24 protein-coding genes are annotated in these 19,369 nt (G+C 71.9%); 10 read left to right on the forward strand and 14 right to left on the reverse strand.

What is annotated here, in order from left to right; genetic code table 11:
- Window positions 1–273, reverse strand: a complete 273-nt coding sequence (locus A3CE_RS0115060) for a MoaD/ThiS family protein (protein ID WP_020640924.1) — start codon at window positions 271–273, stop codon at window positions 1–3.
- Between the two features lie 66 nt (window positions 274–339).
- Window positions 340–747 carry a M67 family metallopeptidase gene (locus A3CE_RS0115065; protein ID WP_020640925.1) on the reverse strand — a complete coding sequence of 136 codons (408 nt, stop codon included), beginning with the start codon at window positions 745–747 and terminating at the stop codon, window positions 340–342.
- A gap of 81 nt (window positions 748–828) precedes the next feature.
- On the opposite strand from A3CE_RS0115065, the gene A3CE_RS0115070 reads away from it, so the two are divergent.
- The gene (locus A3CE_RS0115070; RefSeq protein ID WP_020640926.1) at window positions 829–1,209 is read left to right on the forward strand and encodes a hypothetical protein; all 381 of its coding nucleotides are present in this window, start codon (window positions 829–831) and stop codon (window positions 1,207–1,209) included.
- On the opposite strand, the gene A3CE_RS0115075 is transcribed toward A3CE_RS0115070, so the two are convergent.
- Genes A3CE_RS0115075 through clpS form a run of 3 tightly spaced genes read right to left on the reverse strand, consistent with a single transcriptional unit; the run spans window position 1,194 to window position 3,036 of the window.
- The gene (locus A3CE_RS0115075) at window positions 1,194–2,186 is read right to left on the reverse strand and encodes a P1 family peptidase (protein ID WP_020640927.1); all 993 of its coding nucleotides are present in this window, start codon (window positions 2,184–2,186) and stop codon (window positions 1,194–1,196) included. The genes A3CE_RS0115070 and A3CE_RS0115075 overlap by 16 nt on opposite strands.
- Complete coding sequence (locus A3CE_RS0115080; protein WP_020640928.1) at window positions 2,183–2,740, reverse strand: DUF2017 domain-containing protein; 558 nt, start codon at window positions 2,738–2,740, stop codon at window positions 2,183–2,185. The genes A3CE_RS0115075 and A3CE_RS0115080 overlap by 4 nt, the downstream gene beginning before the upstream one ends.
- Entirely contained in the window at window positions 2,737–3,036 is a 300-nt protein-coding gene (gene clpS, locus A3CE_RS0115085; RefSeq protein ID WP_013229464.1) for an ATP-dependent Clp protease adapter ClpS, read from the reverse strand. Before clpS ends, A3CE_RS0115080 begins: the two co-directional genes overlap by 4 nt.
- A gap of 74 nt (window positions 3,037–3,110) precedes the next feature.
- Here clpS and A3CE_RS0115090 point away from each other — a divergent pair, with 74 nt between their 5' ends.
- The 3 genes from A3CE_RS0115090 to A3CE_RS0115100 are packed head-to-tail and all read left to right on the forward strand — an operon-like array spanning window position 3,111 to window position 5,661.
- Entirely contained in the window at window positions 3,111–4,412 is a 1,302-nt protein-coding gene (locus tag A3CE_RS0115090; protein ID WP_020640929.1) for a nicotinate phosphoribosyltransferase, read from the forward strand.
- A 29-nt stretch (window positions 4,413–4,441) separates the two neighbouring features.
- On the forward strand, window positions 4,442–5,020 hold the full coding sequence (locus A3CE_RS0115095; RefSeq protein ID WP_020640930.1) for an isochorismatase family protein: 579 nt from the start codon (window positions 4,442–4,444) through the stop codon (window positions 5,018–5,020).
- The gene (locus A3CE_RS0115100) at window positions 5,017–5,661 is read left to right on the forward strand and encodes a bifunctional 4-hydroxy-2-oxoglutarate aldolase/2-dehydro-3-deoxy-phosphogluconate aldolase (RefSeq protein WP_020640931.1); all 645 of its coding nucleotides are present in this window, start codon (window positions 5,017–5,019) and stop codon (window positions 5,659–5,661) included. Before A3CE_RS0115095 ends, A3CE_RS0115100 begins: the two co-directional genes overlap by 4 nt.
- Window positions 5,662–5,688: 27 nt before the next feature.
- On the opposite strand, the gene A3CE_RS0115105 is transcribed toward A3CE_RS0115100, so the two are convergent.
- Window positions 5,689–6,306, reverse strand: coding sequence for a choice-of-anchor P family protein (locus tag A3CE_RS0115105; protein ID WP_020640932.1), 618 nt, complete (start codon window positions 6,304–6,306; stop codon window positions 5,689–5,691).
- 209 nt (window positions 6,307–6,515) lie between these two features.
- Between A3CE_RS0115105 and A3CE_RS0115110 the strand changes: the two genes are divergently transcribed.
- The 3 genes from A3CE_RS0115110 to A3CE_RS0115120 all read left to right on the forward strand — a co-directional run bounded on the left by A3CE_RS0115110 (window position 6,516) and on the right by A3CE_RS0115120 (window position 9,652).
- Window positions 6,516–7,103 carry a biotin transporter BioY gene (locus A3CE_RS0115110; RefSeq protein ID WP_020640933.1) on the forward strand — a complete coding sequence of 196 codons (588 nt, stop codon included), beginning with the start codon at window positions 6,516–6,518 and terminating at the stop codon, window positions 7,101–7,103.
- A 97-nt stretch (window positions 7,104–7,200) separates the two neighbouring features.
- Window positions 7,201–9,252 carry an ATP-dependent DNA helicase gene (locus A3CE_RS0115115; protein ID WP_026468500.1) on the forward strand — a complete coding sequence of 684 codons (2,052 nt, stop codon included), beginning with the start codon at window positions 7,201–7,203 and terminating at the stop codon, window positions 9,250–9,252.
- Between the two features lie 58 nt (window positions 9,253–9,310).
- On the forward strand, window positions 9,311–9,652 hold the full coding sequence (locus A3CE_RS0115120) for a hypothetical protein (RefSeq protein WP_020640935.1): 342 nt from the start codon (window positions 9,311–9,313) through the stop codon (window positions 9,650–9,652).
- Between the two features lie 53 nt (window positions 9,653–9,705).
- Here A3CE_RS0115120 and A3CE_RS0115125 read toward each other — a convergent pair whose 3' ends face one another.
- From A3CE_RS0115125 to ctaD, 4 genes are all read right to left on the reverse strand, one after another.
- Entirely contained in the window at window positions 9,706–10,107 is a 402-nt protein-coding gene (locus A3CE_RS0115125) for an OsmC family protein (protein WP_020640936.1), read from the reverse strand.
- A gap of 16 nt (window positions 10,108–10,123) precedes the next feature.
- Entirely contained in the window at window positions 10,124–10,903 is a 780-nt protein-coding gene (locus A3CE_RS0115130) for a peptidyl-tRNA hydrolase (protein ID WP_020640937.1), read from the reverse strand.
- Window positions 10,900–12,129, reverse strand: coding sequence for a phosphoserine phosphatase SerB (gene serB / locus A3CE_RS0115135; RefSeq protein ID WP_020640938.1), 1,230 nt, complete (start codon window positions 12,127–12,129; stop codon window positions 10,900–10,902). Before serB ends, A3CE_RS0115130 begins: the two co-directional genes overlap by 4 nt.
- Window positions 12,130–12,245: 116 nt before the next feature.
- Window positions 12,246–14,033, reverse strand: coding sequence for an aa3-type cytochrome oxidase subunit I (gene ctaD / locus A3CE_RS0115140; RefSeq protein ID WP_020640939.1), 1,788 nt, complete (start codon window positions 14,031–14,033; stop codon window positions 12,246–12,248).
- Between the two features lie 133 nt (window positions 14,034–14,166).
- Here ctaD and A3CE_RS0115145 point away from each other — a divergent pair, with 133 nt between their 5' ends.
- A complete protein-coding gene (locus A3CE_RS0115145; protein WP_020640940.1) occupies window positions 14,167–14,982 on the forward strand; it encodes a phosphotransferase family protein in 816 nt (271 codons plus the stop codon).
- Here A3CE_RS0115145 and A3CE_RS0115150 read toward each other — a convergent pair.
- Window positions 14,970–15,743 (reverse strand): alpha/beta fold hydrolase, encoded by a 774-nt coding sequence (locus A3CE_RS0115150; protein ID WP_020640941.1) that lies wholly within the window; start codon window positions 15,741–15,743, stop codon window positions 14,970–14,972. The two genes, A3CE_RS0115145 and A3CE_RS0115150, sit on opposite strands and share 13 nt — an antisense overlap.
- Between A3CE_RS0115150 and A3CE_RS0115155 the strand changes: the two genes are divergently transcribed.
- Window positions 15,742–16,281, forward strand: coding sequence for a GNAT family N-acetyltransferase (locus tag A3CE_RS0115155; RefSeq protein WP_020640942.1), 540 nt, complete (start codon window positions 15,742–15,744; stop codon window positions 16,279–16,281). The genes A3CE_RS0115150 and A3CE_RS0115155 overlap by 2 nt on opposite strands.
- 33 nt (window positions 16,282–16,314) lie before the next feature.
- Here A3CE_RS0115155 and A3CE_RS0115160 read toward each other — a convergent pair whose 3' ends face one another.
- The 3 genes from A3CE_RS0115160 to A3CE_RS0115170 form a co-directional block, all read right to left on the reverse strand.
- Window positions 16,315–16,620, reverse strand: a complete 306-nt coding sequence (locus A3CE_RS0115160; protein WP_026468501.1) for a hypothetical protein — start codon at window positions 16,618–16,620, stop codon at window positions 16,315–16,317.
- Between the two features lie 147 nt (window positions 16,621–16,767).
- Window positions 16,768–17,868: an NAD/NADP-dependent octopine/nopaline dehydrogenase family protein gene (locus A3CE_RS0115165; protein WP_020640944.1), complete on the reverse strand. Its 1,101-nt coding sequence runs from the start codon at window positions 17,866–17,868 to the stop codon at window positions 16,768–16,770.
- Window positions 17,869–17,981: 113 nt separating this feature from the next.
- Window positions 17,982–19,106 carry an alkaline phosphatase family protein gene (locus A3CE_RS0115170; protein ID WP_020640945.1) on the reverse strand — a complete coding sequence of 375 codons (1,125 nt, stop codon included), beginning with the start codon at window positions 19,104–19,106 and terminating at the stop codon, window positions 17,982–17,984.
- A gap of 45 nt (window positions 19,107–19,151) precedes the next feature.
- Between A3CE_RS0115170 and A3CE_RS0115175 the strand changes: the two genes are divergently transcribed.
- On the forward strand, window positions 19,152–19,364 hold the full coding sequence (locus A3CE_RS0115175) for an FmdB family zinc ribbon protein (protein WP_020640946.1): 213 nt from the start codon (window positions 19,152–19,154) through the stop codon (window positions 19,362–19,364).
- The last annotated feature ends 5 nt before the right edge of the window (window positions 19,365–19,369 follow it).

The following is a 19,369-nucleotide window of genomic DNA, read 5'->3' on the forward strand; positions in this document are numbered from 1 at the left end:
TCAGCCACCGGCCACGGCGGGGAGGATGGTCAGGGTGTCGCCGTCCTTGACCTCGGCCTCGAGGCCACCGGAGAAGCGCACGTCCTCGTCGTTGACGTAGACGTTGATGAAGCGGTGCAGCTTCTCCTCCTTGACCAGGCGCGCCTTGATGCCGGCGTGCCGGGACTCGACGTCGTCGATGATCTCGAGGACGGTCGCGCCCTTCGCCTCGACGGACTTCTCGCCGCCGGTGTGGGTGCGCAGGATGGTCGGGATGGAGACGGTCACGGCCATGGGTTCTTACCTCCGGTGGGTTCTTACCCGCAGACGCCGGTGGCGCGGCGGTTATTCCGGTGGGGGTCAGTCGAGGATCTCGACCGGCTCCTCGGTGATCTCGGCGTCCACGATCCGGTACGACCGGAACTCGTGCACTTCGGGGTCGCGGGTCGACACGAGCACGTAGTGCGCGCCGGGCTCGGCGGCGATGGACGCGTCGGTCCGCGACGGGTACGCCTCGGTCGCGGTGTGCGAGTGGTAGATGACCACCGGCACCTCGTCGTTGGCGTCCAGCTCGCGATAGAGCTTCAGCAGGTCGCCGGAGTCGAATTCGTAGAACGTCGGCGAGCGGGCCGCGTTCAGCATGGGGATGAACCGCTCTGGGGAGTCGGAGCCTTCGGGCCCGGCGATCACCCCGCACGCCTCGTCGGGGTGGTCACGGCGGGCGTGGGCGACGATCTCGTCGACGAGTTCACGGCGGATCCGGAGCACACCGACATCTTAGGTGGTGGACAGGGCGGGTCCACCTGATGAGACATACCGCTCACCAGCGGTTCTGGGGATACTGGACGGATGCCGCTGTCGTCGAAGGTACGCGATCGGTGCCGCCCGTACCTCGGCACCGGCGAGCGGATCCAGTACCTCATCCCCGGGATGTCGCTGTACGTGAACCGCATGCACGCCCGCGTCGGGTTCCTGGTCATGGTGACCGACCGGCACGTCACGCTGCTGGCCTGCAGCCGCTGGACCCTGAACCGGCCGAAGCAGATCTGGGAACGCCTGCCGCGTGACACCGAACTGGGCCCGCTGGAAATCCACCCCTCGCTCGGGCCGATCCTGTCCGTCGGCGGCATCGACCTCGAGATCGACGAGGAGTACATCGCGTCCGTCCGCGCGGCGAACCTGGAGGTCAGTGGCGACGCCCTGCCCGAGGACCCCTACCCGGGCGGCTGACCGAACGCTTCCGGCCAGACGTCCCGGTAGGCGGGCACCCCGCCCGCGGTCGTCGCGGCCAGCAGGCCGTGCACCATCGCCCGCGCGAACACCCGCGCCGCCGCCGAACACAGCGCGTCGAGCGCCGCCGGGCGCGCTGCCGCGCCGAACGGGCCGCTCGCGTCCGGCAGCTCGTGCGCCCCCGTGGCCAGCGCGAACACCGTGTCGCCGTCGAACATCGTGTGGGCCGGACGGACCGCCCGCGCCAGCCCGTCCTGCGCCGCGACCGCGATCCGCCGCGCTTCGGCCTTCGACAGCGCCGCGTCAACCGCCACCACGCCGATCGTCGTGTTGAGGTCCGTCCGGCGAGACGGCAGGTCGGCGGGCCGCGAAGGCCACGTCACGCCGAAGTCGCCGTGGTCGGCCGCGTAGGCACGGCCCGTCGTCAGGTCCACGGCCTCGCCGGCCGCGTTGACCGCCGCCAGCGCCCCGACGGTGAACTCGCCGACGACTTCGCTCGCCGACCCGATCCCGCCCTTCAACGACCCCACGGCCGTGCCCGCGCCCGCGCCGACCGTCCCTTGGGAGAACGAGGCGGCAGCCGCGTCGCAGGCCGCGTAGCCGAAAGACGCGTCGGGCCGGTTGCCCCAGTCGCTGCGCGGCAGGTCGAACAGCACGGCCGCGGGCACGATCGGCACGACCTCGTGCGGCTGCGTGCCCACCGGAAAACCCAGGTTGCGCTCCGAAAGCCACCGCATCACGCCGTCGGCCGCGGCGAGGCCGTACGCGGACCCACCCGAGAGGCACACCGCGTTGACCCGCTGGACGAGGTTCTCCGGCTCCAGCAGGTTCGTCTCCCGCGTACCCGGCGCGCCGCCGCGCTGGTCGACCGCGCCGACCGCGCCCTCGGGCACCAGGACCACCGTCGTCCCGGTGGCCCAGCCGTCGCCGACCCGCTCGTGGTGCCCGACCAGGACACCGGGCACGTCGGTGATCATCCGGTCAGCGCCTGGATCAGCGTCTCCTGCACCCAGGTCAGCCAGTGGTAGACGCCCAGGTGCGGCGCCCGCGGGTCGTCCTCGGGCAGCTCGTCCGGCATGTCCTCGGTGACGTCGAGCGCCGTGCCCAGGGCCAGCCGGACGTCGTTGAGCGCGCCCAGCCAGGCGTCGGCCTGCTCCTCGGTCAGCCGGACGTGGCCGCCGTCGCGGGGCAGCGTGTCGAGCACGATCTTCGCCACGCCGACCTTGATGTCGAGCAGCTCCGGCTCGTGCAGCGACCGCATCGCCGCGACGGAGTCGATGTCCTCCCGCGACGGGTTGTCCGGGTCGAGCTTGTGGAAGTCCGGGAGCAGCCGCGAGAGCACCGGGTCGTCCGGCGACTCGCTGGGCCCGGTCCGGATGCCGGTGAGCTCGGCGAGCTCGTCCTGGGGCGCCTCTTCGGCCCGCGCGGTGAGCATGTCCTCGAGCTGGCTGACCAGCCCGCGCAGCACGGCCGCTTCCTGCTGCTCGAACCCCGCGTGGATCACCGCGCCCTTGCGCCGCCAACCGTTCACGAGGGCTGCTCCATGGTGGCCCACAGACCCGCCGCGTGGAGTTTCGCCACGTCCGTCTCCACCTTCTCCTTGCTGCCGGACGACACGATCGCCTTGCCCTTCTGGTGCACGTCCAGCATCAGCTTGGTGGCGTGGTCGCGGCTGTAGCCGAACAGCTTCTGGAAGACGTACGTCACGTACGACATCAGGTTGACCGGGTCGTTCCACACCACGGTCCGCCACGGTGTGTCCGACTCGGCGACTTCGGCACCGGCCGGTTCGACCTGCGTCTGTTCGGATGCGACAGGCGTGGACATGCACCCCATGGTGTCACGGAGGGGACGGGGTACGCCGCGCCAGGTCCGGCCATGTGGGTGAATAGGCTTACCCCATGGGTTCACCGGAGCCGGTCACGGCCAGCACTGCGCTGCTCACCGACCACTACGAGCTGACCATGCTGGGCAGCGCGCTCGCCGACGGGACGCACGCGCGGCCCTGCGTATTCGAAGTTTTCGCCAGGAGGCTGCCGGACGGGCGGCGTTACGGCGTCGTCGCGGGCACCGCCCGCGTGCTGGACGCGATCGCGGACTTCCGCTTCACCGACGCCGAACTGGCGCAGCTGGAAGCGACCGCGGTCGTCGACGACGCGACGCTCGCCTGGCTGGCGGACTACGAGTTCTCGGGTGACATCGACGGCTACCCCGAAGGCGAGCTGTACTTCCCGGGCTCGCCGATCCTCACCGTCACCGGCTCGTTCGGCGAGTGCGTGCTGCTGGAGACGCTGGTGCTGTCGATCCTCAACCACGACAGCGCCATCGCGTCCGCGGCGGCCCGGATGTCCGGCGCGGCGCACGGCCGTCCGATCATCGAAATGGGCGGCCGCCGCACCCACGAGTACGCCGCCGTCGCCGCCGCGCGCGCCGCCTACCTGGCCGGCTTCGCGACGACGTCCAACCTGGAAGCCGGGCGCCGCTACGGCATCCCGACCCGCGGCACCGTCGCGCACGCCTTCATGCTGCTGCACGACAGCGAAGAAGCGGCGTTCCGCGCCCAGGTCGGGAAGATGGGTGCGGACACGACGTTGCTGGTCGACACCTACGACATCACGGCCGGCATCGAAACCGCGGTCCGCGTCGCCGGGCCGGAACTCGGCGCGATCCGGATCGACTCCGGCGACGTCGGCCCGCTCGCCCGCCGCGCGCGCGAGCAGCTCGATTCCCTCGGGGCGAAGGACACCCGGATCGTGGTGTCCGGGGACCTCGACGAGCACGCCATCGCGGCGCTGCGCGCGGAGCCGGTGGACGCCTACGGCGTCGGCACCTCGGTGGTCACCGGCTCGGGCGCGCCGACCGCCGGGATGGTCTACAAGCTGGTGGAAGTGGACGGCAAGCCGGTCGCCAAGCGCAGCGCGCACAAGGAGTCCCGCGGCGGCCGCAAGTCCGCGCTGCGGCGCCACCGCGGCACCGGCACGGCGGTCGAGGAGGTCGTCTGGGCCTCCGGTTCGAAAGCGCCCGAGCCGGAGGCGAACGACCGGCCGCTGCAGATCCCGCTGATCCGCGCTGGCCGTCCGGCGCCGGATCTGCCTACGCTCGACGACGCCAGGCAGCGGCTGCGCCGCGGTCTGGTCAGCCTGCCGTGGGAAGGCCTCAAGCTCTCGCACGGCGAGCCCGCAATCCCGACGCTGTTTCTTTGAACGACACTGTCTCTGAACGGAGTTCGACCATGGGGACCGCCCTGATCGTGGTGGACGTGCAGAACGACTTCTGCGAAGGGGGTTCGCTCGGCCTGCCGGGCGGGGCCGCCGCGGCCGCCGGCATCTCGAAGCAGGCCGCCGAAGGCGGGTACAGCCACGTCGTGGCCACCCGGGACCACCACATCGACCCGGGCGCCCACTTCAGCGAGACGCCGGACTTCAAGGACAGCTGGCCGGTGCACTGCGTCGCCGGCACGCCGGGCGCTTCGTTCCACCCGGCGCTCGACGTCGTCCCGATCGGCGAAGTGTTCTCCAAGGGCGAATACAGCGCCGCGTACTCCGGCTTCGAGGGTGCGGCGCGTGACGGGAAGTCCTTGGAAGCCTGGCTGCGCGAGCACGACGTCACCGACGTCGACGTCGTCGGCATCGCGACGGACTTCTGCGTCCGCGCGACGGCGCTCGACGCGGCGAAGGCGGGCTTCGGCGTGCGGGTGCTGCTGGACCTGACCGTCGGCGGTTCGCAGCCGACGGTCGACGCGACGCTGAAGGACTTCGACGAAGCGGGCGTCGCGTACACCGGCACCGCTCCCGTGCCGCCGGCCGCGTGAAGGATCTGCAGGCTTCGCTGGCGGAGCACCGGCTGGTCGCGATCCTGCGGGCGCCGGACGCGTCCCGGTTCGCCGACGCGGCGATGGTGCTGCACGCGGCGGGCGTCCGCCTGCTCGAAGCGACCTTGACGACGCCGGGCGCGCCCGCGGCGATCACCGCGCTGCGTCTCGCGCTCGGCGAAGCCGCGCTGGTCGGCGCGGGCAGCGTCCGCGAACCGTCCGATGTGGACATCGCGGTCGACGCGGGCGCGGCGTACCTGGTCACGCCGACGGTCAACCCGGCGGTCCTCGAGCGCGCAGCGGCCCTGGACACCCCGGTGATCTGCGGCGCGCTGACGCCGACGGAGATCGACCAGGCGTGGCGGCTCGGCGCGGCCGCGGTGAAGGTGTTCCCGATCGCCGCCGTGGGCGGGCTCGCCTACCTGCGCGCGGTGCGGGCCCCGCTGCCGGACGTCCCGCTCGTGCCGACCGGCGGCGTCCACCTGGCCGACGTCGAGGGCTACCTGCGCTCGGGCGCGATCGCGGTGGCCGCGGCGACGCCGTTGCTGGGCGACGCGCTCTCGTCCGGCGGCAGCCTGCCGGACCTGGCCGCGCGGGCGGGCGAGTTCGTCGCGGCCGCGAGCCGCTTCACGACGCATTGAGCGGCACTTTCACGTGAAAGTGCCGCGCTACTTCTTACCGAACGGGTCGCAGGCGGCCGTGCCCAGGTAGATGTCGCCGCTCGCCGGGCCGCCCTGCGGGAACAGCTTGACGTGCACCGCGTGCGTCACCAGGCTGCCGTCCGGCGGCTGGGGCGTCACGGTCTCGTTGAGGATCACCGTCGCCAGCGCGGTGCCCGCGGCGCCGCCGGGGATGACGATCCGGTGGTTCGGCGGGATCTGCTCCGGCACGGTGACCCCCTCCACGGCGCCGATCGCCACCTCGCCGCCGCTGCCGGTCGCGGTCGTCGCGCACTTCGCGGAGTAGGTGCGCACCCTGAGCACCGGACCGCCGTAGCGCTTGAGCACGGTGGCTTCGAACCGGTGCCCGGACGCCTGCGCGATCGACACCTCGCCCGACCGCCCGCAGCCGGTGTCGCCGGCCCCGAACGCGGCGATGTCACCCGTGGCGCCCCCCGGCGTCCAGCCCTTGTACGGGCCGTCGACGGTGCACTTCGCCAGTTCGCCGGTGACGACGTGCTCGTTGTCGATCGTCACGTCCACCGAACCGGAAGACGCCCATCCGGTGGACGTCACGGGGGCCGCCGCAGCGAGGAACGGGACGGCCAGCGTCGTCACCGCGAGCAACCGATATGTCCTCTTCCTCGTGTTTCGCATGCTCGGCCTCCTCGGTTCCGTGACAGATCGCAGCTATGCCCTTCGTCATCGGCCGGTCCGGCGCCCACCCTGATCGGGTCCACCCGGACGAGTGGCCGGTGAGGAACGCAACTCGGGAGGCCCACGGGACGGTAACGAGCGTTAACCTCGATCGTCGCCTGTACACCTCGGGAGGTTTCGTGTCTTCGCTGTCCATCGCCGGCAAGCGGCCCGTGCTGGCCGACCTCGTCCCCGGCTCGCTCGTGCGGGACATCGCGCTGGTCGCCGGCGGTGCCGTGCTCACCGGCGCCGCCGCGCAGCTGACGATCCCGGTGCCGGGCAGCCCGGTGCCGATGACCGGCCAGACGTTCGCCGCCCTGCTCGTGGGCGCGTCGCTCGGCATGTCGCGCGGTGCCGCGTCCATGCTGGTGTACCTGCTGGTCGGCGCCGCGGGCGTGCCGTGGTTCCAGCACGGCACCTCGGGCCTGTCCGGCGCGAGCGCCGGCTACATCGTCGGGTTCGTCTTCGCCGGTGCCCTGGTCGGCGCGCTCGCCGGCCGCGGCGGCGACCGGACGCCGGCGCGCACCGCGGGCACCATGGTGCTCGGCAACGTCGTGATCTACGCGTTCGGCGTGCCGTGGCTGATGGCCTCGACCGGTTTCGGCCTGTCCACCGCGTTCGCCAAGGGTGTGACGCCGTTCCTGGCCGGGGACGCGCTGAAGATCGTCGTGGCCGCCGGCCTGCTGCCGCTGACGTGGAAGCTGGTTTCGCGCCGCACCGAAGACTGACCCTCCCGCCGTGGGGGACCCCGGTCCCCCACGGCGCGAACGGCCCGTTCGCGACGGAGCACCGATCTTTGTCGGGGGCGGCGGCTAATGTGTCGCTGTGCCCGCCCGAACTGATTTCCCCGGCGTCCTCGAACTCCTCACCCACGCGGTGGAGTCCGTAGGCGGTGCCGAACGACCGGGGCAGGTCCAGATGGCCGACGCCGTCGGCCGCGCCATCCGCACCGGTGAGCACCTGGCCGTGCAGGCAGGCACCGGCACCGGCAAGTCACTGGCCTACCTCGTGCCCGCGATCCGGCACGCCGTCGAGAAGGAGGCCACGGTCGTGGTCTCCACGGCCACGATCGCGCTGCAGCGCCAGCTCGTCGACCGCGACCTCCCGCGCCTGGCGAAGGCGTTGAAGAAGCCGTTGGGCCGCGAACCGACCTTCGCGATCCTCAAGGGCCGCCGCAACTACATGTGCTTGCACCGGCTGGATTCCGGCGCGCCGGACGAGCCGGAGGACGCCCAGCTCTTCGACCCGTTCGCGGTTTCGCGGCTGGGCAAGGAGGTCACGCGGCTGCGGGAGTGGGCGTCGGACACCGAAACCGGTGACCGCGACGAGCTCGTCCCCGGTGTCACCGACCAGGCGTGGCGCCAGGTTTCCGTGACGGCGAGGGAATGTCTCGGTGCTTCGCGCTGTCCGATCGGCACGGACTGCTTCGCCGAGAAAGCCCGCGCCGAGGCCGGTCGCGCCGACGTCATCATCACGAACCACGCGCTGCTGGCGATCGACGCGCTGCAGGGCTACCAGGTCCTGCCGGACCACGACGTGGTGATCATCGACGAGGCCCACGACCTGGTCGACCGGGTCACCTCGGTCGCCACCGGCGAGCTGACCAGCGCGATGTGCGCGGCGGCCGCGCGCCGCTGCGGCAAGCTCATCGACGCCGACGTCGCCGATCGCCTGCTGGAGGCGGGCGACGGGCTCGCCCTCATCGTGGACGACCTGCCGGCGGGCCGGATGGACGAACTGCCGCGGCCGCTGAAGGGCGTCATCCCGGCGGTGCGCGACGCCGCGCACGCGTGCATCACGGCGCTGGGTTCCGACCGCAAGGAGGACGTCGAAGGAGCCACGGCCCGCAAGCTGGCGCGGTCGCTGCTCGACGAGGTGCACGACACCGCGGTCCGGCTGCTGGAGGCGTTCGACGAGGACCAGGCGCACCAGCGCGATGTCGTCTGGCTCTCCGGCGACAAGTACGCGTCGAACCCGCGGCCGCCGGCGCTGAAGGTGGCGCCGCTGGGCGTCGCCGGGCTGCTGCGCGAGCGCGTATTCAACCAGCACACGACGATCCTGACGTCGGCGACGCTCACCCTGGGCGGCACGTTCGACACCATGGCGCGCCAGTGGGGTCTCCCGCCGGGCGCGGCCCGCGTGGAGCAGGCGCCGGGAGCGGCGACGGAGAAGGAAGTGCCGTCGGACGCCGATTCCGGGCCGAAGTGGACCGGCCTGGACGTCGGCTCGCCGTTCGACCACCGGCGCAACGGCATCCTGTACCTGGCCAAGCACCTGCCGCCGCCGGGCCGCGACGGCCTCGTACCGTCCACAATGGACGAGCTGGCCGAGCTGATCGAGGCCGCGGGCGGCCGCACACTGGGCCTGTTCTCTTCGATGCGGGCCGCCAAGCAGGCCGCCGAGGAGATGCGCGGACGACTGGACTTCCCGATCCTCTGCCAGGGCGACGACGCGACGTCGCTGCTGGTCCAGAAGTTCTCCGAAGACGTCCGCACGTGCCTGTTCGGCACGCTCAGCCTGTGGCAGGGCGTGGACGTGCCGGGGCCGTCACTGCAACTGGTGGTGGTCGACCGGATCCCGTTCCCGCGCCCGGACGATCCGGTGTCCTCGGCGCGGCAGCGCGCGGTGGAAGCCCGCGGCGGCAACGGGTTCCTCACGGTGGCGGCCACGCACGCGGCCCTGCTGCTGGCGCAGGGCACCGGGCGGCTGCACCGGTCGGTCACCGACCGCGGGGTGGTGGCGGTGCTGGATTCGCGGCTGGCGAACGCCCGGTACGGTGGTTTCCTGCGCGCTTCGCTGCCGCCGTTCTGGCCGACGATGGACCCGAAGGTGGTGCGGGACGCCCTGCGCCGGCTGGACGCAGCCGCGCCCGCGTGACGCGGTCCGCCGCGACGCCCGGTACGGTGAACCCACCGAAGCAACAAGGGAGCACCGGTTGACCCAGGATTCGTCCAGCGCCCAGTCCCGGACCGTCAGCGTCGACGACACCGGAGTGCGGCGGCGGCTCGCGGACGGCAGCGAAGAGGCCGTCACGTGGTCCGACCTGTCCTCGGTGATGGTCAGGGTGATCCCCGACGGCCCGTGGAACGAAGACGTCTTCTTCATGCTGGTGGGCACCGACGGCAAGGGCACGGCGGTGCCGAGCGGCGACCCGGCGGCCGACGCGCTGATCGAGCGGCTGCAGTCCCTGCCGGGCTTCGACAACGAGAAGTTCATCGAGGCCATGACGACCGACGCCGACCAGGCCTACGTCGTCTGGGAATCCGGCCAGAACTGAAGTGCGCTGCCCGGCCTGCGACGAAGAGAACCTGATCCCGGTCGCCGCCGACCCTAAGCCGGGAACTCCTCCGTCACCGGAATCCCCTTCTTGAGCGTGCGGCTCACCGTGCAGAGCCGGTCGATCGCCCGGTCCACGGCGCCGGCCAGCGCGTCCCGCTGATCCGCCGTCAAAGTCGACACGTCGACATCGAAAGCGACGTGGACGGCGTCCAGCTCCGAAGCCCCCTCGCGCCGGTCGGCCGTGACGCCGACCCGGAACTTCGCGTCGTCGCCGATCCGCCGCGTGATCAGCTCTTCCGCGGTCACCGCGCTGCAGCCCGCCGCCGCGATCTGGAGCAGTTCGGCGGGTGAGAACGCCCCTTCGGCACCTGCCCGGCCCAGCCGGACCTCCGCACCCCGGTCGTTGCGCCCCACGAACGCGTGCTGCCCGTCGCGCTGTACTTCGAGTCCCATGCCCGCTCCAACCGGCTCAGGAAGCCGCTTGTTCCGGCGCCCACTGGGCGAGAACCGTGATCGTGCCCGGGTCGACCTCGGTGAACCCGGCGTCCCGGACGGCTATCACCCGGTCGCGCCGCCACGCGCCTTCCGGGTCGTCACCCGGGTGCAGTTCCTTCCACCGCGCGACGCTCGCCGCGCGCACGGCGGTCCGGTACCCCTGCTCGGCCCAGGCGGTGCGCTGCCCGTCGTCCAGCAGCGCGGCCAGGATCATCGTGGCGTGGCCGACCTGTGCGGCGGCCTTGCCGACGGTCATCGGCACGTGCGGGTTGAGCAGCAGCAGCGGGACGCCGTCCGGGACCTGACCGGGCTCGTCGGGTGGGAGTTCGCTGCCCGAGATCTGCAGCCGCGCGACCTCCTTGGGCGTCTCGGTGACCAAGCCGGGGAGCAGGGCCCGCGCCTCGGCGCCGTCGACCTCGACCGTGATCCCCGGCAGGTCCTGGACGGCTGCCCAGTGCGCGCCCCGCGCCCGCCGCGCGACCTTCCGGATCCGGTTGTCGAGCCACGCGTGCATCGGCTCGGCCCAGTCGCCGCCGGGCTGGGCACGCTCGTCGAGACAGACCGCGAGCGCGGCCGCCGCGGCGGCTTCCAGCAGCGGGGTGCGGCCCGGCGGCTCGGCCCGCTCGATGCGGAGGATCACCGGCATCGCCCGGACTTCGCCGGGAAGCTCGTCGGAGGTGTCCGAAGTGTCTTCGGCCGGGAGCCCCAGCCAGTAGGCGTAGCGGGCGCCCAGGGGGTCGAGAACGCTGCTCACGGACGCATCAGCTCGAGCCCGTCGGCGGCGTCGGCCGCTTCGACCTCACCACGGGTGAGGCCGAGGACGAACAGCACGGCGTCGAGGTAAGGGTGCGACAGCGCGGTGTCGGCCACCTCGCGCAACGCGGGCTTGGCGTTGAACGCGACGCCCATGCCGGCGACCGAAAGCATGTCGATGTCGTTGGCGCCGTCCCCGACCGCGACGCACTGCTCGAGCGGGATGTCGTACTCGTTCGCGAAGCGGCGAAGCACCTTCGCCTTGCCCGCGCGGTCGACGACGTCGCCGATCACCCGTCCGGTGAGCTTGCCGTCGGCGATCTCGAGCTCGTTCGCCGCCGCGAAGTCGAGCCCGAGCTCCGCCACCAGGCCACCGATGACCTGGATGAACCCGCCGGACACCACGCCGGTGCGGAAGCCCATCCGCTTGAGCGTGCGGATCGTCGTCCGGGCACCCGGGGTCAGCTCGATCGACGCCGCGACCTCGTCGATCGCCGAGGCCGGGAGACCGGCCAGCAGCGCGACCCGCCGTTCGAGCGACTCGGTGAAGTTCAGCTCGCCACGCATGGCCGCTTCGGTGATCTCGCGGATCTCCGGCTCGACGCCGGCGTGCGCGCCCAGCATCTCGATGACCTCGCCCTGGATCAGGGTCGAATCGACGTCGAACACGACCAGCCGCTTCGCGCGGCGCATGATGCCCGCCCGCTCCACGGCGATGTCGATCCCCGCCTCGACCGCCGCGTCGGCGAGCTCCGTGCGCAGCGCGGCGTCGGCCTCGGGGGTGTCCCGGTCGACCGAGACGTACAGCTCCAGCCCCGTCACGGGGTAGTCGGCGACGCTGCGGATCGCGTCGATGTTGGCGCCGAGCGACGCGATCCGGCGGGCGACCTCCGAGAAGCCGCGCGCCGTGACCGGGCGGCCCAGCACCACCAGCACGTGCGAGGAGTCCCGGCGGCCGAGCGCGAACGGGTCGTCGCCGATCGCCGGCCCGATCTTGACGTCGACCTCCATGCCGACCGACGCCAGCGCCTGCTCGACGGCCTCCTGCAGGCCCTCCGGGTCGCGGTAGACCCCGGCGAGCACCCCGAGCACGAGCTGCCCGCGGATGACGACCTGCTCGACGTCGAGCACGTCGACGTCGTGGCGCGTCAGCACGGCGAACAGCACGGACGAGACGCCCGGCTTGTCGGGGCCGGTCGTCGTGATCAGGACGGGGGTCTGGGTCACTGGGCATCCCTCGTTCGGCAACGCTGCACGGCCAGTCTGCCGGTCCGAACCCGGACATAAGTAGAGCGCGTGCCCGGCTTCACATCAGCCGGGCACGCGCTCACTCGATCAGGGGGCTACTTGTCGCCTTGCTCGCTCGCGTTGTCCTGCGAGTGGTCTCCCGGGATCACCGCTTCGGTCAGCAGCTGCGACGGCGCCGCGTGGCTGTTGCTCTTCTGCTTGCCGAGGAAGCCGATCTCGCCCTCCTTGTGGATGCGCTCGAGCATGTGCGGGTAGTGCAGCTCGAACGCCGGCCGCTCGGAGCGGATCCGGGGCAGCTCGGTGAAGTTGTGCCGCGGCGGCGGGCAGGAGGTCGCCCACTCGAGCGAGTTGCCGTAGCCCCACGGGTCGTCCACCGTGACGATCTCGCCGTACCGGTAGCTCTTGAAGACGTTCCAGATGAACGGCAGCGTCGAGGCACCGAGGATGTACGCGCCGATCGTGGAGATCGTGTTCAGCGTGGTGAACCCGTCGCTGGACAGGTAGTCCGCGTACCGGCGCGGCATGCCCTCGGCACCCAGCCAGTGCTGGACGAGGAACGTGCCGTGGAAGCCGATGAACGTGGTCCAGAAGTGCCACTTGCCGAGCTTCTCGTCCATCATCCGGCCGGTGATCTTCGGGAACCAGAAGTAGATGCCGGCGAAGGTGGCGAACACGATCGTGCCGTAGAGCACGTAGTGGAAGTGCGCGACGACGAAGTAGCTGTCCGACACGTGGAAGTCGATCGCCGGCGCGGCCAGCAGGATGCCGGTCAGGCCGCCGAAGAGGAACGTGACGATGAAGCCCATCGAGAAGATCATCGGCGTCTCGAAGGACAGCTGGCCCTTCCACATCGTGCCGATCCAGTTGAAGAACTTGATGCCGGTCGGGACGGCGATCAGGAACGTCATGAAGGAGAAGAACGGCAGCAGCACGGCGCCGGTGGCGTACATGTGGTGCGCCCACACCGCGACCGACAGCGCCGCGATGGCCAGCGTCGCCCAGACCAGGCTCTTGTAGCCGAACAGCGGCTTGCGGCTGAACACCGGGAAGATCTCCGACACGATGCCGAAGAACGGCAGCGCGACGATGTACACCTCGGGATGGCCGAAGAACCAGAACAGGTGCTGCCAGAGGATCACGCCGCCGTTTTCGGGGTCGAACACGTGCGCCCCGAGGTGCCGGTCCGCCAGCAGGCCCATCAGGGCCGCGGTCAGGATCGGGAAGGCGAGCAGGACAAGGATGCTCGTGACCAGGATGTTCCAGGTGAAGATCGGCATCCGGTACATCGTCATGCCCGGCGCGCGCAGGCAGACCACCGTGGTGATCATGTTGACCGCGCCGAGGATGGTGCCGAGACCACCGACGATCAGGCCGGAGATCCACAGGTCCGCGCCGACGCCCGGCGAGTGGATGGCGTCCGACAGTGGGGTGTAGGCGAACCAGCCGAAGTCGGCGGCGCCACCCGGCGTCAGGAAGCCGGACATCACGATCAGGCCGCCGAAGAGGTACAGCCAGTACGAGAACGCGTTCAGCCGCGGGAAGGCGACGTCCGGCGAGCCGATCTGCAGCGGGAGCACGAAGTTCGCGAAGCCGAAGAGGATCGGGGTCGCGTACAGCAGCAGCATCACCGTGCCGTGCATGGTGAACAGCTGGTTGTACTGCTCCTGGGACAGGAACTGCTGCCCGGGCCGCGCCAGCTCGGTGCGGATCAGCATCGCCATCGCGCCGCCCGCCATGAAGAAGGCGAACGACGTGACCAGGTACATGATCCCGATCTGCTTGTGGTCCGTCGTGCGGAACAACCGCAGCAGGTACGAACCCTTAACCGACTCGCGCGCGGGGTACGGGCGCGTGGCGATCGGCTTGGGGGCTACGGCCGTCACTCCTGCCTCCAACACTGAAACCTTGTGGTGGTCAACGTCCGGCCGCCGGGTTCGGGAGACCCGATCCGGCGGCTTAGGGGGATCGTAGCCCTCGCTACCGACAGTCGCGCGCACCGGCTGGCAAGATCGGGGCGTGGCCGACGACTACACCCGCGCGGCGGTGCGTGCGGCCCGCGCCGTCACCGCCCGGCTCGGCCTGCCCGCCCACGATCCCGAGGTGCTGCACGAACGGTCGAACGTGCTGGTGAGGCTGGGTCCGCTGGTCGCCAGGGTGCCCGCGACGACCCGGCTGCTCCGGCCGGAACCGGCGGCCTGGCTGGAGCGCGACGTCGCGCTCTCGAGGTTCCTCACGGACCGTGATGTGCTCGTCGTCTCACCCGCCACGGACCCCCCGGCGGGACCCCATTTCGCGGACGGGCTGCCGGTCACGCTCTGGCACCACACCCCGCACGATCCGGACCACCGGTACGCACCGGACGTCGTCGCGCGCTCCCTCGCGGAGGTGCACGCGGCCCTGCGCGAGTACCCGGGCGAGCTGCCTCGCCGCGGGCCGCTCGACGACCTGGAGCGCATCCTCGGCCGGCACGGCCTCGACCCCCGCTTGCGCACGGAGGCCGCCCGGATCGAAGCCGCGCTGCCGGAGGGCCCCGGCCGGCCGCTGCACGGCGACGCGCACCCCGGCAACCTGATCGCGACGGCGGCCGGGCCCTGCTGGCTCGACTTCGAGGACACCTGGCTCGGGCCGCTCGCCTGGGATCTCGGCATCCTGGCTCGCCAAGGCGGCCCGGAGTACCTCGCCGCGTACCCGGGCGACGTCGACGAAGAGGCCCTTCGTGCGTGTACGCGGTTGCGAGAACTCTTCGCCGTCGCATGGCGCTTCGTCATCGCGAAGCGGTTCCCGCACCGGCTTCCCGAGGCCCGCTCCGCGCTCGCCGCTTACTTTTCGTGAGTCTGCTCGTGAGTCGCGGGGTACCAGGACAGGATCGCCTCGACGACGCCCGCGGGGTCCTCCAGCGGGGTCAGGTGGCCGGCGCCCGGCAGCACGACGAGCGTCGCGCCGTCCATGACCCCGGCCATTTCGCTCGCCGACGCCACCGGGGTGATCGGGTCCTCTTCCCCGACGACGACCAGCGCCGGAACCCCGCAGTCACGCAGCAGATCGAGCGAATCGGGCCGGGTCCGCAGCGCCAGCGCCGTCCACGAAACCCCGGCGGGCGGCTGGGATTCGATGATCTCGCGGACGGTTTCGACGACCTCGGGACGCCGCTCCCGCGTCGACGCGGCCAGCAGGTTCGGCAGGTTGGCCTCGGCCAGCCAGGTTTTGGTGCCTTCCCGCTCGACGCGGGCCGCGACGTCCAGCCTCGTCTGCGCGGCCGCGGGGGTGTCGGGCGTGGCCTTGGTGTCGATGAGCACGAGGCCGCCGACCCGCTCCGGAGCCAGCCGCAGCACGGCCATCGCGAGGTAGCCGCCCATCGAGCAGCCGCCGAGCACCACCCGGCCGAGTTCGAGCCGGTCGAGCAGGGCGACGACGTCCCGCGCGGCGTCTTCGAGGCTCGGTTCGCGCGGGGACTCCGGCAGTGGCGAGCGGCCGAGCCCGCGCTGGTCCGGCGTTATCACCCGGACGTGTGAAGCGAGGGGCTCGCGCACCGCGTTCCACATGCGGGAATCCAACGGAAAGGCGTGGAGGAGGACCAGCGGGAGTTCGGTCATGCGCGTCATTTTGTCGGACCCCCCGGCTAGCTTCGCCAACGTGTTCACCGACATCGAAACCGACCGGCTGCTGCTGCGTCCGCTCCACGAGGCGGACCGGCAGGCGATGGTCGACATCCACACGGACCCACGCACCAATCGCTTCCACCCCGACCCGCCCGACGTCCCGCGCGCGTCGGAGATGTTCTCGGCCTGGCTCGCGCACTGGGCCGAGCACGGCTTCGGCTACCCAGCGGTGCTCGAACGCGGCGGCACCGAGGTGCTCGGCCTGTGCGGCGTGCGGCTGCGCGAGTTCCACGGCGAGAAAGTGCTGAACCTCGGCTACCGGTTCCGGCCGTCCGCGTGGGGCAAGGGCTACGCGGTCGAGGCCGGACTGGCGGTCCTGGAGTGGTGCGCCCGCGAGCTGCCGTCCGTGCCGGTGCTGGCGAGCGTGAGCATCGCGAACAAACCGTCGCTGCGGGTGGCCGAGCGGCTCGGCTTCACCGAGTACACGGAGGAGATGTACGACGGCGCGATGTCACGGCACTACCGGCGCTGAGCCGGGCGTTGTTTGAAAACTCCAGAGAGAGAATCACCGGCGGCGGTGCGGCCGCCGCCTCGCCCGGGCTTCCCAGCAGGCGCGGTGCCAGTGCCGCCGGTCGGCGACCGAGCCGGTCTCGTCGGCAGGCCAGACGACGAGGTGCGGCGTACCCGGCCGGATCTCGTGGTCGCAGCCGGGACAGCGGTAGAACTTGGTGGCCTGGGCCCCCGGCACGGTCCGGACCAGCCAGTCCCCGTCGGCCCCGGACTCGGCGCGTGCCCAGCCGGTCGCGGCACCGAGGTCACGCTCGGGCGGCCCGCCGTCCGGCCGGCGGCCGGGACGGTTGCGTCGAGGCACGCCCGAAACGGTAGCGGCCACCCCTCGACCCGACCCTCCAGGCACGCGAGTCGTCCGTCCGATCACACGTGATGTCCCTCCGATCACGCGTGATGCCTCCCGGATCACACGTGATGCCTTCCCGGCACGGGTGGTGCCCGTCGGGCCTCAGGCCGCGCGGCCACCCACCGCGGCCGGTTGCCCGAGCGTGCGCAGGATGGCGTCGTGGCCGAGGCCGTCCCAGCCGAGCCGGTGCAGCGTCCGGCCGGTCCGGCGGTAGTCCTCGCCGCCGAGCACGGACATGATCGTGATCGCGGCGTCGACCATCGGCGTGGCGACGCCCGCGCACCGCGCGAGTGCCTGCAGCGGCACGAGCGTGGAGCGGATGTCCTCGGTGAGGAAGCGGTGGTCGAGGCTGGTCGGCGCGGCGATCGTCCGGTACGGCTCCACGGTCCGCAACGCGTCGAGCAGCGTCGTGGCCGGGCAGCCGTAGTAGCGGTCGAGGACCTCGGTCGTGGGCAGCAACCGGGCCCCGTAAGCCTGCGCGACGGCGGCGAACTCGGCCTCGGTGCGGTCCGGCAGGGCGATCGTGCGCGGGGAAACGCCTTCGACGTAGAAGAGCAGCTCCTCCGCCCGGTCGATGGTGCCGAGGTTGGCGAGCGCGATCGGCACGTGCGCGACGGCGCCGAAGTCGTGCAGGCCGCGTTCCACGGGGTTGCGCGCGAGCTCCAGCATCGGGAACCACTCTCGCAGCAGCCCGGCGTGCCGTCCGGCGGCGGCCGCGGTGCTGCCGGAGATCAGGTTCCAGCGCTTGACGCCGAGCACGGTCACGCCGTCGGTCCCGGACGGCCGTGCGGCGAACAGCGCGTCGGTCTCGACGACGTCGATGTCCGGCGCCCCGGCGGCGGCGAGTGCGTGGGCGAATTCGACGCTCCCGCACAGCTTGCTCGAGAACAGCACCACGACCTGCCCGGCACTGAGGTGCGGCGCGAGCAGCGCGGTGACCTCCGGGTAGGCGGTGGTCACGGTGGCGACCAGGACGACGGCGCACCCGGCCAGGCCCGCCGGGTCCGCGGTCACCTCGCGCAGCGGGAACCGCCCGTCGAGCACCCCGCGCGCGACGATCTCCCGGCGGCGCGCGATCTCCTCCACGGCCTCGAGATCCCGCGTGTAGAGGTACACGGGCAGCTCCAGCGCGGCGAGGTGGGCGGCCACGGCCCGCCCCTCACCACCCGCCCCGACGACCCCGATCCCGTCCAGCACGCTCATTCCGCCCACTCCCCTCAGTCCGGTACGCAGTGGACAGGTCGGCACGGGGAGCGGGAAAGTTCCCGGTGGCGGCCACGCGAGCCGGCCCTCCGGGTACGCCCTCCGGATACGGGTCAGCCTTGGGCGAGGGCCAGCGGAACCAGCTGTTCGGCGGTGGTGAGCGAGCCGTGCTGCCCGACCAGCGACGCCTCCACGGCTTCCGCCAGCCCCCGCACCATCCCGAACCGGTCCCGGGCCGCGACGACGACGTCGCCGATGCGCGGCAGCACCCGGTCGCTGACCGTGTGCCCGAACCAGCCCTCGGCGACGGCTTCCTCGCGCGAGCGCACCCACGCCCGCTCGCCCAGCACCTCCCGCCAGGCCGTGAGGACGTCCGCGGCCGCGCCCGGCTCGGTGTATACGTGCCGGGCCCGGACCTCGCCCCCGAACGTCCGGACACCCGAAAGCAGTTCCGGGGTGTCTTCGAGGTCGAGCTTCTCGTCGAGGGTGACCATCCCGTGGTCGGCGACGACGGCGAGCAGCGCACCGGGCGGCAGACCGTCCACAAGGGACTCGACGAGCCGGTCGATCTGCCGAAGCTGCATCCGCCAGGCGGCCGAACCCGGGCCGTAGACGTGCCCGAGCAGGTCCAGTTCGCTGTGGTAGGCGTAGCAGAACGCCCGGCCGTCGAGCACCGACAACGTCCGCGCGGCGAGGTCGCCCAGCGCGTGCACGCCGGCGTAACGCGCCCCGCTCTGGGTGGCCCGCGTCAGTGCTGTGTCGGCGAACTGGGCCGACGAGACCACCGCGGCGTCGATCCCGGCCGCGGCCGCCCGCTCGAACGTCGTCGGCAGCGGCTGCACCTCGCGGGGCGGGAGCGCGCCGCGGAGGTCGCTGCCGTCCTCGTGGCTGCGCCAGCGCAGCGCGTTGAGCACGCCCGTGCCGGGCATTTCGAACGTGTAGCCGACCATGCCGTGCTCGCCCGACGCGAGCCCGGTGCCGATCGCGGCGACGCCGGCGGCCGTCGTCGACGGGAAGCCCACGCGCAGCGGCTCCCGGGCGAGCTCGGCCAGCACCGGGGCGTCCGCGGCGTGCTCGGCGAGCAGCTCCCAGCCGAGCCCGTCGACGAGGAGCACCCCGGCACTGCGCGCCTCCGGCAGCGCCAGCGTGTTGCCGAAGCCGGGGACTCCGAGCGTGGCCAGCAGGGACGGGACGACCTGGCCGAGGTGCGGGACGTCGGCGAGCGATGGCGGCTGCACGCGCCCAGCTTCCCATCCCCGGGCGGCTGCGGCGATAATCGCGGCATGCCGACCTACGCCTACCGCTGCCGCGAGTGCACCGAGACGTTCGAGCTCCTGCGCCCGATGAGCGAATCCGGTGCGCCGGCGGCCTGTCCGGAAGGCCACGCCGACACCGTCAAGCTGCTCACCACGGTCGCCCTCACCGGGGCCGCGAGTGGTCCCGCGGCCCCGGCCGGCGGTGGCGGTGGCTGTTGTGGCGGCGGCTGCTGCGGCTGACCGGT

Source organism: Amycolatopsis balhimycina FH 1894 (genome assembly GCF_000384295.1).
GTDB lineage: Bacteria > Actinomycetota > Actinomycetes > Mycobacteriales > Pseudonocardiaceae > Amycolatopsis > Amycolatopsis balhimycina.

Coding starts and splice junctions, on each gene's coding strand:
- clpS (WP_013229464.1), bottom strand. CDS start 3,036: ATGTCCACGCCTGTCGCATCCGAACAGACGCAGGTCGAACCGGCCGGT.
- A3CE_RS0115150 (WP_020640941.1), bottom strand. CDS start 15,743: ATGACCGAACTCCCGCTGGTCCTCCTCCACGCCTTTCCGTTGGATTCC.
- A3CE_RS0115060 (WP_020640924.1), bottom strand. CDS start 273: ATGGCCGTGACCGTCTCCATCCCGACCATCCTGCGCACCCACACCGGC.
- A3CE_RS0115155 (WP_020640942.1), top strand. CDS start 15,742: ATGCGCGTCATTTTGTCGGACCCCCCGGCTAGCTTCGCCAACGTGTTC.
- A3CE_RS0115095 (WP_020640930.1), top strand. CDS start 4,442: ATGGGGACCGCCCTGATCGTGGTGGACGTGCAGAACGACTTCTGCGAA.
- A3CE_RS0115165 (WP_020640944.1), bottom strand. CDS start 17,868: ATGAGCGTGCTGGACGGGATCGGGGTCGTCGGGGCGGGTGGTGAGGGG.
- A3CE_RS0115075 (WP_020640927.1), bottom strand. CDS start 2,186: ATGATCACCGACGTGCCCGGTGTCCTGGTCGGGCACCACGAGCGGGTC.
- A3CE_RS0115090 (WP_020640929.1), top strand. CDS start 3,111: ATGGGTTCACCGGAGCCGGTCACGGCCAGCACTGCGCTGCTCACCGAC.
- A3CE_RS0115175 (WP_020640946.1), top strand. CDS start 19,152: ATGCCGACCTACGCCTACCGCTGCCGCGAGTGCACCGAGACGTTCGAG.
- A3CE_RS0115070 (WP_020640926.1), top strand. CDS start 829: ATGCCGCTGTCGTCGAAGGTACGCGATCGGTGCCGCCCGTACCTCGGC.
- A3CE_RS0115125 (WP_020640936.1), bottom strand. CDS start 10,107: ATGGGACTCGAAGTACAGCGCGACGGGCAGCACGCGTTCGTGGGGCGC.